Origin of the sequence: Microcoleus sp. PH2017_09_SFU_O_A, from assembly GCF_020738625.1 — a bacterium.
Taxonomy (GTDB): domain Bacteria; phylum Cyanobacteriota; class Cyanobacteriia; order Cyanobacteriales; family Microcoleaceae; genus Microcoleus.
Genome location: NZ_JAEQCF010000025.1, coordinates 34,189 through 47,619, shown reverse-complemented (window position 1 = coordinate 47,619; position 13,431 = coordinate 34,189). Strand labels below are relative to the sequence as shown.

At 45.0% G+C, this 13,431-nt stretch carries 9 protein-coding genes; 3 read left to right on the top strand and 6 right to left on the bottom strand.

Going from position 1 to position 13,431, the window contains the following annotated elements:
- Positions 1-259: 259 nt before the first annotated feature.
- From lpxA to JGK16_RS12020, 3 genes are all read left to right on the top strand, one after another.
- Positions 260-1,054, top strand: coding sequence for an acyl-ACP--UDP-N-acetylglucosamine O-acyltransferase (gene lpxA, locus JGK16_RS12030; protein WP_293183966.1), 795 nt, complete (start codon positions 260-262; stop codon positions 1,052-1,054).
- 169 nt (positions 1,055-1,223) lie between these two features.
- Positions 1,224-2,396, top strand: coding sequence for a lipid-A-disaccharide synthase (gene lpxB / locus JGK16_RS12025; protein WP_293190597.1), 1,173 nt, complete (start codon positions 1,224-1,226; stop codon positions 2,394-2,396).
- A 23-nt stretch (positions 2,397-2,419) separates the two neighbouring features.
- Positions 2,420-3,685: a DNA cytosine methyltransferase gene (locus tag JGK16_RS12020; RefSeq protein WP_293190598.1), complete on the top strand. Its 1,266-nt coding sequence runs from the start codon at positions 2,420-2,422 to the stop codon at positions 3,683-3,685.
- A 199-nt stretch (positions 3,686-3,884) separates the two neighbouring features.
- Here JGK16_RS12020 and JGK16_RS12015 read toward each other — a convergent pair whose 3' ends face one another.
- The 6 genes from JGK16_RS12015 to JGK16_RS11990 form a co-directional block, all read right to left on the bottom strand.
- Complete coding sequence (locus tag JGK16_RS12015; RefSeq protein ID WP_293183958.1) at positions 3,885-4,256, bottom strand: four helix bundle protein; 372 nt, start codon at positions 4,254-4,256, stop codon at positions 3,885-3,887.
- A 142-nt stretch (positions 4,257-4,398) separates the two neighbouring features.
- A complete protein-coding gene (locus JGK16_RS12010) occupies positions 4,399-5,730 on the bottom strand; it encodes an adenylate/guanylate cyclase domain-containing protein (RefSeq protein WP_293183956.1) in 1,332 nt (443 codons plus the stop codon).
- A gap of 412 nt (positions 5,731-6,142) precedes the next feature.
- The gene (locus JGK16_RS12005) at positions 6,143-7,162 is read right to left on the bottom strand and encodes a chemotaxis response regulator protein-glutamate methylesterase (protein ID WP_293183954.1); all 1,020 of its coding nucleotides are present in this window, start codon (positions 7,160-7,162) and stop codon (positions 6,143-6,145) included.
- A gap of 499 nt (positions 7,163-7,661) precedes the next feature.
- The gene (locus tag JGK16_RS12000; protein WP_293183952.1) at positions 7,662-10,667 is read right to left on the bottom strand and encodes a hybrid sensor histidine kinase/response regulator; all 3,006 of its coding nucleotides are present in this window, start codon (positions 10,665-10,667) and stop codon (positions 7,662-7,664) included.
- A 221-nt stretch (positions 10,668-10,888) separates the two neighbouring features.
- Positions 10,889-11,557, bottom strand: coding sequence for a chemotaxis protein CheW (locus tag JGK16_RS11995; RefSeq protein WP_293183950.1), 669 nt, complete (start codon positions 11,555-11,557; stop codon positions 10,889-10,891).
- A 236-nt stretch (positions 11,558-11,793) separates the two neighbouring features.
- Positions 11,794-13,191, bottom strand: coding sequence for a transposase (locus JGK16_RS11990; protein WP_293190599.1), 1,398 nt, complete (start codon positions 13,189-13,191; stop codon positions 11,794-11,796).
- Between the last annotated feature and the right edge of the window lie 240 nt (positions 13,192-13,431).

The window sequence follows — 13,431 nt, the reverse complement described above, 5'->3', positions numbered from 1 at the left end:
CTTGAAGGAGTCAGTAGAGGCGCTTTGATTTCGCCTTTGAAAGTTCGCATTTGGACTCTTCAAGAATCCCCGTCCCGGAGCGGGCTGGGGAGTATCAAGGGACTACTGATACTAAATTCTGGTTTGTTACTCCTTGATGATTCGGCGATTGAAATCGCTACTACACAAGCGAAGTCCGCCTCCGCGGACTAAGAAATAAACGGGGTATTTAAGCTTGATTTGGCATGAAAACTGAAAACTGACAACTGAAAACTGAAAAATGCTTACTTTGATTCACCCAACTGCTGTGATTCATCCCCGCGCCGAACTGCACCCGACTGTAGAAGTGGGTGCTTATGCTGTAATTGGGGAAAGAGTGAAAATCGGGCCGGAGACTAAGATTGGTGCCCATGCAATTATCGACGGGCTAACAGAAATAGGTGCTCGCAATCAAATTTTCCCTGGTGCGGCCATTGGTTTGGAACCTCAAGATCTCAAATATGAGGGTTCTCTGACTAGGGTGACAATTGGCGACAACAATGTGATTCGGGAATACGTGACAATCAACCGCGCTACTGGAGCGGGGGAAAGCACGACGCTCGGCAATAATAATATGTTGATGGCTTACGTTCATGTGGGCCATAATTGCGATATTGCCGATCGAGTAATCATTGCCAACGCTGTAGCCCTAGCGGGACACGTCAAAATTGAGTCTCAAGCCAGACTCAGCGGGGTTTTGGGCGTTCATCAGTTTGTCCACATCGGCCGCTTATCCATGATCGGTGGCTTGAGCAGGATCGATCGAGATGTGCCACCCTATATGCTAGTCGAAGGGAATCCTTCGCGAGTGCGAGCTATCAACAAAATAGGCCTCGAACGTGCAGGTTTAACTCCAGAAGATTTGCTAGTTTTAAAGAAAACTTTTCGGATTTTATACCATTCTGGCTACACTCTCAATCAAGCTTTGGAACAATTGGATTTGTTACCGGAAAATCATCACTTGCAGCACCTGCGGAGATTTGTGCAACAGTCTGTAACCAAAGGGCGGCGAGGCTTGATTCCTGGTAAAAAATGAATGAGCCTTATATTAATTCTTGCGGACTCAAAGAATTAGTATTATTGAACCGCGAAGACGCGAAGGACACGAAGGAAGAGAAGGAAGCTGTACGGTGCGTCAGTCACCAGCTATAGGTAACTCAAACAGTTTTTGTCTGACGCACCTTACCGAGGATATTGAGGAGTTTATGAAAATTTTTATCAGCACTGGTGAGGTTTCTGGCGATTTGCAAGGAGCTTTGTTAGTTGCAGCTTTAAAACGTCATGCTGTCGCCGCTGGTTTGGAGTTGGAAATAACCGCATTGGGCGGCCCTCGTATGGCTCAAGCTGGCGCTACTATTTTAGGCGATACTCTGGGTATTGGTTCTATGGGTATTATAGAATCTGTGCCGTATATTTTGCCAACGATCGCAGTTCAGCAAAAAGCTAAACAATATCTAAAAAAATTCCGTCCCGATGTTGTTGTATTGATTGATTATTTGACTCCAAATCTCGGTATTGGTAGCTACATTCGCCGCTGTTTGCCCGATTTGCCGGTGGTTTGGTACATCGCGCCTCAAGAATGGGTTTGCTCGATTTCTCCTCGCAATACCGATCTGATTGTCAATATTGCCGATCGCATTTTGGCGATTTTCCCCGAGGAAGCTACTTATTATCGCGCCAAAGGCTCTCAAGTCAGTTGGGTTGGTCATCCTTTGCTGGATAGAATGCAATCTGCGCCCAGTCGGGAAGTTGCCCGCAAAACTTTGGGAATTGAGCCGGAACAGGTGTCAGTCGCGCTAATTCCGGCTTCTAGAAAGCAAGAACTCAAGTACCTGATGCCGGTGATATTTGAGGCTGCTCGCATTATTCAAGCTAAATTGCCGGAGGTTCATTTCTGGATTCCGGTTTCTCAAGCAGCTTTCCGCAGCAAAATCGAAGAAGCGATCGAGAATTACGGTTTGCGGGCTACTTTGTTGGAAAATCAAAATCTGGAAATCTTGGCTGCTGCCGACTTTGCGATCGCCAAATCTGGTACTGTTAATTTGGAATTAGCTTTGCTCGACGTTCCGCAAGTTGTCGCCTACCGCGTCAGTCGCATTACGGCAATGATTGCTCGCCACCTGCTGAAATTGTCGATTCCTTTTATCTCTCCGCCCAATTTGGTGCAAATGAAGCAGATCGTCCCGGAGTTGCTGCAAGACGAGGCTACTGCCGAAAATATAGTTTTCCACTCCCTGGAATTGCTGCAAAATGCCGATCGGCGCCAGCAAACCTTGGCGGATTATCGGGAAATGCGGGAAAGTCTGGGAGAGGTCGGTGTGTGCGATCGCGCGGCTGCCGAAATAATCAAAAATGTTAAAATAAATACAGCTTCTTAAAACAATTTTAGTATTGAAATATTATGTCAAGCTATCGGAAAAAGCGACCGATCGCTGTTGATTTATTTGCAGGCGCAGGCGGCATGACGCTGGGCTTTGAACAAGCAGGTTTTGATGTACTTGCCTCAGTCGAAATTGACCCCATCCACTGCGCTACCCACGAGTTCAATTTCCCGATGTGTTCTGTATTGTGCAAAGATGTCTCAGAGCTGACGGGAGCAGAAATTCGGCAAAAATCTGCGATCGGGCGGCGCGAAATCGACGTAGTAATCAGCGGTTCGCCCTGTCAAGGATTCTCGCTGATGGGGAAGCGCGATGTCGGCGATCCGCGAAATTCTCTAATTTTCCACTTTCTGCGCTTAGTTTTGGAGCTAAAACCCAAGTTTTTTGTAATGGAAAATGTGCCGGGAATTGTAGCAGGCGAACACAAAGAACTCCTGAATCTTTTAATTAGCTCTTTTCTGGAAGCAGGCTATCAAGTAGAAGAAAACTATCAAGTTCTCAACGCCGCTCACTACGGAGTGCCGCAAGCTCGCAAACGATTGTTTCTGATTGGTTGCAAAAAAGACTACGATCTGCCAAAATATCCTCAGCCAACTACTTTTTTGCCTAAAAAGAAACTTCCTAAACGCTATAAAAAAGTTAATTTACCTGCGGTTCCGACAGTTTTGGATGCGATTGGAGATTTGCCGGAAGTAGAAAAGTATAACGAGTTGCTGCACCGAGATTGGGTAATGGCGGAGTACGGAAAGTGCAGCAGCGATTACGCGAGTTTTTTGCGCGGATTCGATGATTTTGATAATGATTATGCTTACGATCGCCAGTACGATCGACAAATCCTCTCATGCAGTCGGCGCACCAAACATTCTGCCGAATGTATGGAAAGATTTGCAGCCGCAGCCTACGGCGAAAAAGAGCCGATCAGCCGTTTTTACAAGCTGCACCCCGACGGAGTTTGCAACACTCTCAGGGCTGGAACCGACAGGGCGAGGGGCGCTTATACTTCGCCAAGGCCAATTCACCCGATCGCGCCTCGGTGCATTACAGTCAGAGAAGCAGCGCGATTGCATTCCTATCCTGACTGGTTTAGATTTCACGTCACAAAATGGCACGGTTTTCGCCAAGTCGGAAATTCTGTACCGCCACTATTGGCGAAAGCTGTAGCAGCGCAGATTATTAGCGCTTTGGGCGTAAAACCAATTAAGCCGAGTTTCAAGCTTTCAAGTGGAGAAGATTCGTTACTTAAACTAAATTGGTCGGAAGCAGAACAATATTATCTCGAAACATAAGAGTTAGATTTAATAATTGGTAATTGGTAATTGGGAATGGGTAATTGGTAATTGGTAATTGGTAATTGGTAATTGGTGTTTCATAGCGGTTCTAAACTTTCGCGATCTACTCGCTATTTGTCTTGCTAATTAGCCATTACCAATTACCAATACTGTACCTCACTTGATAATTGCTATATATACTCTGATTATTAATCAATTATTTTTCTTGATTGTTACCTATTGACTGTAGATAAGCATTCAGCTTCGGTGACAATTCATCAATTATTGGTTGGAATCTTTTTACCTGTTCACTTCCCACTAATTTTCTGGCATATGCTAGCCTCAAAAAGCTGATTGTTTCATACAAAGAACCTCTGGCAATCTTGACAAAACGCCGATTGTCTTGATAATTATATCTACCACGTCCTTCTGCAATATTAGCGCAAACGCTATCGGCGGCGCGTACAAGTTGCTTCCCGATAGTATCTTTTGTAAAATAGTCCCATTCTTTGACGATAAACCAAACCTCATTTGCCAATTTTTCAGCCAACTTGTAAACATCCAAATCCTCAAAATCTGGTCTACTCATATCTCACACCCCTTAATCAATAATTACCAATTACCAGTTACCGGTTCCCAATTACCGATTACCAATTCCCAATTACCAATTCCCAATTACCGATTACCAATTCCCAATTACCAATTCCCAATTACCCATTCCCAATTCCCAATTAAAAATCAACTTCCAATCTTCCTTTTAATAAATAAGCAGCCATTTGGCCCTTACCTTTGACATTGATTAAACCGCGTTTTTCAAACTCATACTTGTCTTCTATAAGCAAATAAGTTGCGTCGGAAATCTGAATTCCGTCCGGGATACCGTGAGATTCCATGCGGGAAGCGGTATTTACTGTATCGCCCCACAAATCGTAAATAAACTTTTTTGTCCCGATGATTCCAGCTACCACTGGGCCCGAATGAATGCCGATGCGGATGCTAATAGTGAGACCGAACTCTTCTCTGTATTTCACTATGGCTTCTTGCATATCTATGGCCATTTCGGCGATCGCATCTCCGTGATCTGCTCTCGGATTTGGCAACCCCGCCACTACCATATAAGAGTCACCAATTGTCTTAATTTTTTCTAAACCGTGTTTTTCGGCGAGATCGTCGAACTTGGAAAATATATCGTTGAGTAAATGTACTAATTTTTTGGGCGATATTGATGCTGACAACTGGGTGAAGCCAACAATATCCGCGAACATCACGCTAACTGCTGCGAATTCGTCGGCGATTACACCTTGTTCTTTTTTTAATCTTTCGGCGATCGCCTCTGGCAATATATTTAACAGCAACTCCTGAGATTTTTTTTGTTCTATCTCTAATTTGACTAGATAATCCTGCATGGTTTGATAGGCGAGATTCCTTTCTTGCAGGTGCATATAAGCTTTTGAGTGATAGCGAATTCTAGCAATGAGTTCGACTGGATTGGGCAGTTTTACTAAATAATCGTTAGCACCCAAGGAAAATGCTTGCGCTTTTAGTTCCGCTTCTTCTTTACTGGAGAGAACAATCATCGGAATGTCTCGCGTCAGCGAATTCCCTCGAAAAAAGCGCAGCAACTGCAATCCATCTATTTCTGGCATTACTAAATCTTGGAGGATGACTGTTGGCTTCACCTCTAATGCTTTCTTAATTGCTTGAGCTGGATCGTTACAGTAATAAAATTTAATGTCTTTTTCATTAGCAAGCATTCGGCGCACCGCTTCGCCGATCATTTCCTGATCGTCAATCAGTAAAACTGTAACAGTGTATTCGGTCAAGCTAGATATTTTTTTGCTTTCTGAATTTAAAGGTAAATTTAAGTCGATCGAGTGACGGCTTTTCTCCAATTTGAGGTTACTGAGAATGGCGCTATCTCTGGCGGTAACTGGGTTTTTCCCATTGTTTCCCCTATCCTCAAACTTCAACTTTACCACGTTGCCGTTGACTATTTGACTTTCTCGTTGATTTAGTGCACAACTGCAATCGAATTCAATAGCCTGAGAGTGAGTTAATTTCATAACTAGATCGGGCAACGGCCATTGTCTGGAGAGGATCGAAACTTTTACTTAAATATTTTCTAAGTGTCAATAGCGACCCGGTATTATTTAAGTACGCTTACCAGGTGATAATACCAGGTTGGTAAAGTTTTATCCGCTGATTTTTGTAAAATCTTTACACAGCCTAGCACGCTTGACATTGATTGCAAGGGCTACGATCGCTAATTGTTGGGTCAGCCGACTGCTGCTTGCTAGCAGGTGCCCGGTAACCGCAGCATTCCGTGAAATTACAGACTGCTGGCAAGATACACGCGCGATCGCGATCCCAAAACATCACCCCAATAGATTGATTATGATCGCTGAGAGTCTGGCACGACCTCGGCCATTGTGCTCAACCACTTAAGCCTTATGGCCCAAACATCTCTAGTATTTTCTACACGAGATATTTCATGCAGGCTGGGGCGATCGCCTCGATCGGCAAAACCTGCACAGCCGCATTCAAATCAGCAGCAGCTTTCGGCATCCCGTAAACTACTGAGGTAGCGCGGTCTTGGGCGATCGTGTGCCAGCCTGCCGATCGCAAAACTTTGAGCCCTTTAGCGCCGTCTTTGCCCATACCGGTTAACAGCACTGCCACCCCTTTGCCCGGCCAGTATTGAGCGACACTCTCAAAAAAAGTGTCCACTGAAGGGCGGTAAGGATATTCTAAAGGTTCTTTCGTATACTTAAGTGTTAAATTCGATTGTAATACTAAGTGGTCGTTAGTCGCGGCAATTATCACCTTACCGACTTCCAAAGGTCGATCGGCAACTGCGACACTCACCGCCAACTTACTTTTTTGACTCAGCCAATCTGCCAAACCAGGAGCAAACTCAGCATCTACGTGTTGGACGATCGCCACAGCCGCCGATAAATTGGCAGGTAAAGCCGATAGCAGAGTTGCCAAAGCTTGGGGCCCGCCAGTCGAAGAGCCGATCGCCAGCAGCGGCGGAGTCAAGCATTTAGGAGTTGCGCTGTGAAATAAAGAAGTCGAGTTACTTTTACCAATCAATCTAGCGACTTTAGAAATAGTTTTTAACAACTCCATACCGCCGCTTGGGGAATTGCCCATCAACCCCAAAATTGGCGTATTAATAGCATCCAGAGCTCCATATCCCATAGCTTCAAAAACCCTGCCCGCATTACCTGTCACCGAAGATGTCACTAGCAGAATCGCGCAGGGAGATTGCTTCATGATCAGGCGCGTCGCCTCAACACCATCCATCACCGGCATGATCAAATCCATCAATATCACATCCGGTGTATTGCGGGCGCACTTGGACACAGCTTCGGCCCCATCCGCCGCTATCCAAATAATTTCATACTCCGGTACCGTCACCAAAACTCGGCGCAAAGCTTCAGCAGCAATCAACGTGTCGTTGACGATCGCTATTTTCATGTTGAAATTGCTCATAGTTAATTAATTTTCAGTTGCGGGTAGTTGTCGAAGTCGGCCGATCCAGTTTTTTATGCTGCGGCCTTTTCTTTAAAACTGAGATATTGCACTATTGTCAATAAGCCTTTTATGAACAGGCAAGATGCCTGTTCCACAAGAGATGAATTTTTTTGTGGAACAGGCATCTTGCCTGTTCCTGAGAATGGTGTTCGTCGGTCAGTTAAAACTAAACTTGTAGACGGAGGCAGCAAACCGCTTCTCAATTAGCGATCGATACTGTTGGGTTAACACTTTTTCGGGCCCGGAGATCCCCCTAAATCCCCCTTAAGAAGGGGGACTTTGAGTGCTTCCGGTTCCCCCCTTCTTAAGGGGGGCTAGGGGGGATCTCCGGGCTCGGGGCCAAGCGTATTGAATTACCGATTGAATTACGAACTATCACGCAGCCTACCACTATTCATACCACATTTTGGTCGTATTTTTAGTTTTTAATTAAAAAAACTTAACCCGAGATTTTTTTTCAAGCCTCACCGATTAAATCAACCACCGCATTTAACAGCGTATCGTCGTGAAAACTGCTTTTAGTTAAATAATAATCCGCTCCCACTTCCAATCCTCTGATTCTATCTTGCTCGCGGTCTTTGTAAGAAACAATAATTACCGGAATCGACTTTAGGGCCGAATGATTTTTAATTTGACTAACCAGCTCAATCCCCGTCATGCGCGGCATATCAACATCGCTAATTACCAAATCAAACTGCCCGGTACGCAGAGCATTCCAACCATCCATACCATTAACAGCTATTTCTACCTCATATCCTTGATTTTCTAAAAGTTTGCGCTCTACTTCTCGAACAGTAATTGAATCATCTACTACCAAAACGCGCTTGCGAGTTGTTGATTCAGCAGTTTGTTCGGTTTTACTAACTTTCTGTAACTGACTTTCAGCCAGCAGTTTATCAGTCGATCGCACCAAATCTTCAACATCGATAATCAGCACCGGCGTACCGTCTTCCATAAAAGCAGCCGCGCTGATATCCGCTACCTTACCCAAACGCGGATCTAAAGGCCTGACAACTAAATCGCGTTCGCCCAGAAACTTATCCACAGCTAAACCATAACTGCTAGAGCGATCGCTCACAATGATCACCGGCAGCAAATCCAACTTTTCAGGTGGCGCAGCTAACTCCAACACCTGATAAGCTGTCACCAAACCAATGTTTTGGTTGTCAAGAGTAAAATACTGTCGGTTTTCGGCGATCGCAATATCAGCAGACTCAACCATCACAATGCGATCGATCCGAGTCAGCGGAAAAGCATAAGGTTCCCCCGAAATTTCCACCAACAGCGTCCGAATTACCGACAGAGTTAGCGGCAACTGCAAATGAAAACTCATACCTTTTTCCGGCATAGATGTCGCCCGGAGAATGCCACCAACCTCCTGCACCATACTTTGCACAATATCCAAACCAACACCGCGGCCCGAAATTTCCGTCACTTGACTAGCAGTAGAAAAACCAGGCAAAAACAGAAAATCCATCAATTCCGGTTCAGTCAATTTCGCAGCCATTTCCGCACTTACCATACCTTTCGTGACAATTTTTTGGCGGAGTTTTTCCGGTTCTATTCCTTTTCCATCATCCGAGACGGTAATTGATAGCATCCCGCCCCGATGTGCAGCTTCCAGTCGGATCGTACCTTCAGCCGATTTTCCCGCAGCCAAACGTGCGTCTGGGAGTTCAATACCGTGGTCGATAGCGTTACGCAAAATGTGTGTTAGCGGTGCTTCTAATTTTTCTAAAATATCTCGATCTACCTGAGTAGATTTGCCAACAACTTCAAATTTCACTTGCTTACCCAACTGTCTCGCCAAATCTCTCAGCATTCGCCCAAAAGCTGAAACGCCGTCAGCAAACGGTCGCATATTGCTGGCAATAACTTCTCGGTACAAGCGATCGGACAAGTTGGCAGAACGGCGGGCAAACAGTTCTAGTTCGTTGAGGCGATCGGACAAAATATGGCGGCAATCATTAGCTTTTTTGCGAGCACTGCCGAGATAATCTTCCGATCGCTGATCTAGAACAGAATCGCTTAAAGATTCCTGCAATTTCTCCAACAAATTATAAAGCTGTCCTTGGTTTTTTCTCAGTTTTAATAATGAATCAGCAAACGGTTGCAGCCATTTTGCTTCTACTAAAGATTCGCCTGCCAAACCCATAATTCGGTTTAAGTTTTCCGCATTTACTCGTACTACGCGGTCAGCGGTTTTAGGCTTTTGAGCGTTTTCCCTGAGATTTGAAGGTGCAGGTTTTGCGCTAACAATTTTAGTCGGTCGTTGCTCTACAGCTACTGCTGTAGAATTGGCGACGGGGGAAATTTGACCGCTATTCTTTGTGCGTTGGGAAGCATTATCTTGAGGTTTTGGTTGTGGTGTCGGGGTTGTTTGGGGACTCGTTGCTTCGGCAGATTTTTGTGAAACAACTGCGGCAGTTGTTGCCGATTGTTTAGTTGTTAATAATTCAAGAATCTTACTTATATCTGCGACAATATTATCTATTTCTGCCTCTTTTTCTGCCAGCCAAGCTTCGATTTTCAGTACCGGAATTTCCTGCATATTTACCAGAAAATTTACTCCGGCGAGCAGGGTGTCAATTTGACTGGCATTTAAGCTAGATTTGTGCTTCTGAAGTGCCACAAATGTATCTTCTATCGCCTTCGCAAGTTTAACAACTTCATGGAACTGAACTATTCTGCCAGCACCTTTTATTAAATGAGCGGATTTAACAAGGGAGTCTAAGTCTAAATATTCATTGGGGTTATTTTTGAGCGAGAGTAAAGTTTGGTTTAATAGTATTGATTGTGCTTCTACTTCTCCGGCAAATAAAGCTAACATCGATAAATCAGTTTTAAGCAACCGAGTTTCTGGACTTTCAACCTGTGGCAAATCGGGCAATATTTCATGAGGAATATCAGAATTGAATTGTACGTGGTCTGTTATTTCTGCGGTAAAATCAACAGGTAATTGCGGCTCCCATTCCGGCAGAATTTCTGTTTCAACAATGGTCTCTTGTTCTATTGTTTCTGCTTCATCTGGGCTGCCCAAATCTAATTGTTCGTTATTGATAATTGCTAAGATGGCAGTTTCTAAGGTTTCAATTTGCGATCGATTAACCGGGAGCCAATTTTCGATCTCGGTTTCCGGAATCTGGCTGATTTGGGCCAAAAGGTCGATCGCCCGCAGCATCACATCAATCTTATCAGGTGAGTCTAGGGCGATCGAGCCAGCCTGCGCCGCCACAAAGCAATCCTCCATCACGTGAGCGATTCGCACAGCAGCATCCAGTCCCACAATCCGCGCCGCGCCCTTGAGCGAGTGGGCCGCCCGCATCAAAGATTCCAGTTCAGCCGGAGAATTAGGGTTATTTTCTAATACCAAAATGTTCTCATTTAATACTGCTACTTGAGTGTCCGCCTCCATGCGAAATAAATCCATCATGGAGAAATTGCTCATATCTTGATTGCTCATTTTTTATTATTCCTTAATTTATTCCAACCCACTTTCGCCCGGTTTTGTTCATGTAGGCGCGAATTCCCTTCGCCCGTTCTTCAACCCGCGGAGGCGGGTTTCGTCTGTGTAGGCGCGAATGACCTTCGCCCGCTTTTATTCGCCAGATTCCATTCACCCAATGCCCAATTCCCAATGCCCCATGCCCAATTCCCAATGCCCCATGCCCAATTCCCAATTCATTAGATAATCTTCTTATTCAACGTATAAAACAGCAAATCATCATCGAGATAACAAACACTTTGCCCCTGCCAACTGATAATCCCTTTAGTATAAGTTTCTGGCACTTTAGAAACAGTAGATGGAACATTTCTGATTTGTTCCGGGAGAATGCGGTGAATGCCGTAAATCTCATCCACTCCAAACACCCAGCGGCTGCCTTCTCTCTCAACAACTACCATCCTTTCGTAAACAACAGGACTAATATTTTGTCGGCTAGCATCTGCTGCTTCCAATCCCAAAAGTGCTTTTAGGGAAACGCACAACTGGATTTCACCGCGAATATTCACCAAGCCGATAAGTATATTATTACTGCGGTGTGGCAAAGTGTGGATAACAGAAATCTGCGTCACTTCCTTAAACAGCGCCGCCGGTAAAGCCAACCATTCGCCGTTAAGCCTAAAAATACCTACAGATATAGTACCCGCAGCCGTGACGGCGTTAGTTACTCCTTGACTCGATCGCAATAAATTAGTCCACTCTTCCAGATATCCAGTCGGCAATTCCTGTTCCAGCAAACTCCGGCCCGCGTCGGAATAGACTGGACAGTTGCGGCAGTGAATAAATGTTTTTAATTGAGGACAAGTGCGATCGCCCCCAACTCCGATCCGATTCCAGCAATCATCAGTCATTCGATTTTAGATTTTAGATTTTAGATTTTAGATTGTAGGGTGTGCACCGCGCACCAGTTTGTAGTTTGTAGTAGTTTGTAGGGTGTGCACCGCGCACCGCGCACCAGTTTGTAGCGTGCGCACCGCGCACCAGTTTGTAGCGTGCGCACCGCGCACCAGTTTGTAGCGTGCGCACCGCGCACCAGTTTGTAGCGTGCGCACCGCGCACCAGTTGATTTAAGTGACATACTCCCACATCAACCTGAGTACAGGTATGATGTGGGCTTCTTAGCAGCCCGATGAAGGGTATGCAAGATTTCCTTCGCGGTACTGTCATCTATAGTTCCTACTACAGAAAGATTCCCACTACGGCGTTTTATTTTGGGGAAAATGTCCAACCCCAATTTCTTCAAATTAATCGAAGCGTTGATATCGCGATCGACCATTAAAGAATGTTGCTCGTCCCAATAGCTTCGCATACCGCAATCGGTGAAAACGATTTCATTCCGATAGCACAGAAGCATTGAGGTATAAGCAGGTTTTTGCGGAACGACGGCTGATCCAGCTTTTTCGGCTATGTATTCCAGCGTCTTGAAAAATTGACCAAACGCAGCATCCAGCCAAGACTTGTTTAGTCCTGATTTGGCTGATTGACCGTTTGGGAGGTAGTTACCCTCATCGTCTTGCTTAACTTTATTCCGCTTCGTTAAGCCTTTTAAGTTCAAATCTTCGTGAAAAAAGAATTTAGCTCCAGACCTGACAAGTTTGTGAGCTGTTTTATAGTGGAAGTCTTGGCGAGAACGCGCTATTTTTTGGTGCTGTCTCGCTTCTTTTTTTGCTAATTTCCGTCGGGCGCTACAGCCACGCTTCCGCTTATTCCGCTTTTTTGAAATGCGGTCTAACTTAGCTTGGTTTTTGCGAAGCGGTTTCAATGAAGGCAACTTTTCGCCCGATGACGTTGCTAAATAGACATCTTCATGCAGCACCGCATCTAACCCAATTGAGTTATCCCAGTTTGGGGTAACTTTGTCAGAAATAAACTGGGGTACTGAAGCGTCTTCAAGCATTATCTGGGCGAACCAACCATCAGCCTTTCTAGTTACACTAATTTGCTTGACGGTAAATCCATCGGGGATTGGGCGGTGCCTCCGAACTTTTATCACGCCCAACTTCGGCAATCGGATATAAAACCAATTCTTGCGAACCAACTTAATCCAATCGCTGTTAGCCGTAGAAAAAGTCATCGTCCGGTAATCAGCTTCAGTCTTGAATCGGGGTTTACCCGATCGACCGCCTTTACTATCCCCTACTATAAACCGTTCAAAGGCTTTATCTACTCGTTTAGAAACATCTTGCAGGATAGTTGAATCTACCTGCTTGAAGTCCAATAGCTCACCACTGTGGAAGACTTTTACTAGGTCTTTTTTGAGGGCGGGCAATTGTTGCTTTTGAGAGTAGTAGTTGGGCTTTTCGCGAGGCGCAGAGATGCTAGCAACCAATGGACAAGCATTTATAGCAGTGCGGTTTCTTTCCCACCAATCAAATCGATCGCCTAGCTGTCTGTTGTACCAATAGCGACAAATTCTCAACCAATGGTTGAGGGTTAATTTTTGATTGGTGTCGGGATAGAACTGATACTGATACGTTACTTTCATTGCGCTACGACCTTTACGCATTTGCTGGTCATAAAAATACCAGAAAATACTAGATAAAGTCAAGTAGTAATTTAATAATTGTGTCGAGTAATGATGCTAGCAGATAAAGATTTGTTGATCTCGTCATCCACACCTTCATTGCTCGCCCGCTATGCTGACGAGGACATGAAGATGTGGAATCCTCGGTTCACGCGCCTTTCATCCCACACTAATCGAAGCGATATAGTGTGGGGATTCCCG

What these genes read in the sequence shown, in the direction of transcription:
- lpxA (WP_293183966.1), top strand. Translation starts at nt 260, where the DNA reads ATGCTTACTTTGATTCACCCAACTGCTGTGATTCATCCCCGCGCCGAA.
- lpxB (WP_293190597.1), top strand. Translation starts at nt 1,224, where the DNA reads ATGAAAATTTTTATCAGCACTGGTGAGGTTTCTGGCGATTTGCAAGGA.
- JGK16_RS12020 (WP_293190598.1), top strand. Translation starts at nt 2,420, where the DNA reads ATGTCAAGCTATCGGAAAAAGCGACCGATCGCTGTTGATTTATTTGCA.
- JGK16_RS12015 (WP_293183958.1), bottom strand. Translation starts at nt 4,256, where the DNA reads ATGAGTAGACCAGATTTTGAGGATTTGGATGTTTACAAGTTGGCTGAA.
- JGK16_RS12010 (WP_293183956.1), bottom strand. Translation starts at nt 5,730, where the DNA reads ATGAAATTAACTCACTCTCAGGCTATTGAATTCGATTGCAGTTGTGCA.
- JGK16_RS12005 (WP_293183954.1), bottom strand. Translation starts at nt 7,162, where the DNA reads ATGAGCAATTTCAACATGAAAATAGCGATCGTCAACGACACGTTGATT.
- JGK16_RS12000 (WP_293183952.1), bottom strand. Translation starts at nt 10,667, where the DNA reads ATGAGCAATCAAGATATGAGCAATTTCTCCATGATGGATTTATTTCGC.
- JGK16_RS11995 (WP_293183950.1), bottom strand. Translation starts at nt 11,557, where the DNA reads ATGACTGATGATTGCTGGAATCGGATCGGAGTTGGGGGCGATCGCACT.
- JGK16_RS11990 (WP_293190599.1), bottom strand. Translation starts at nt 13,191, where the DNA reads ATGAAAGTAACGTATCAGTATCAGTTCTATCCCGACACCAATCAAAAA.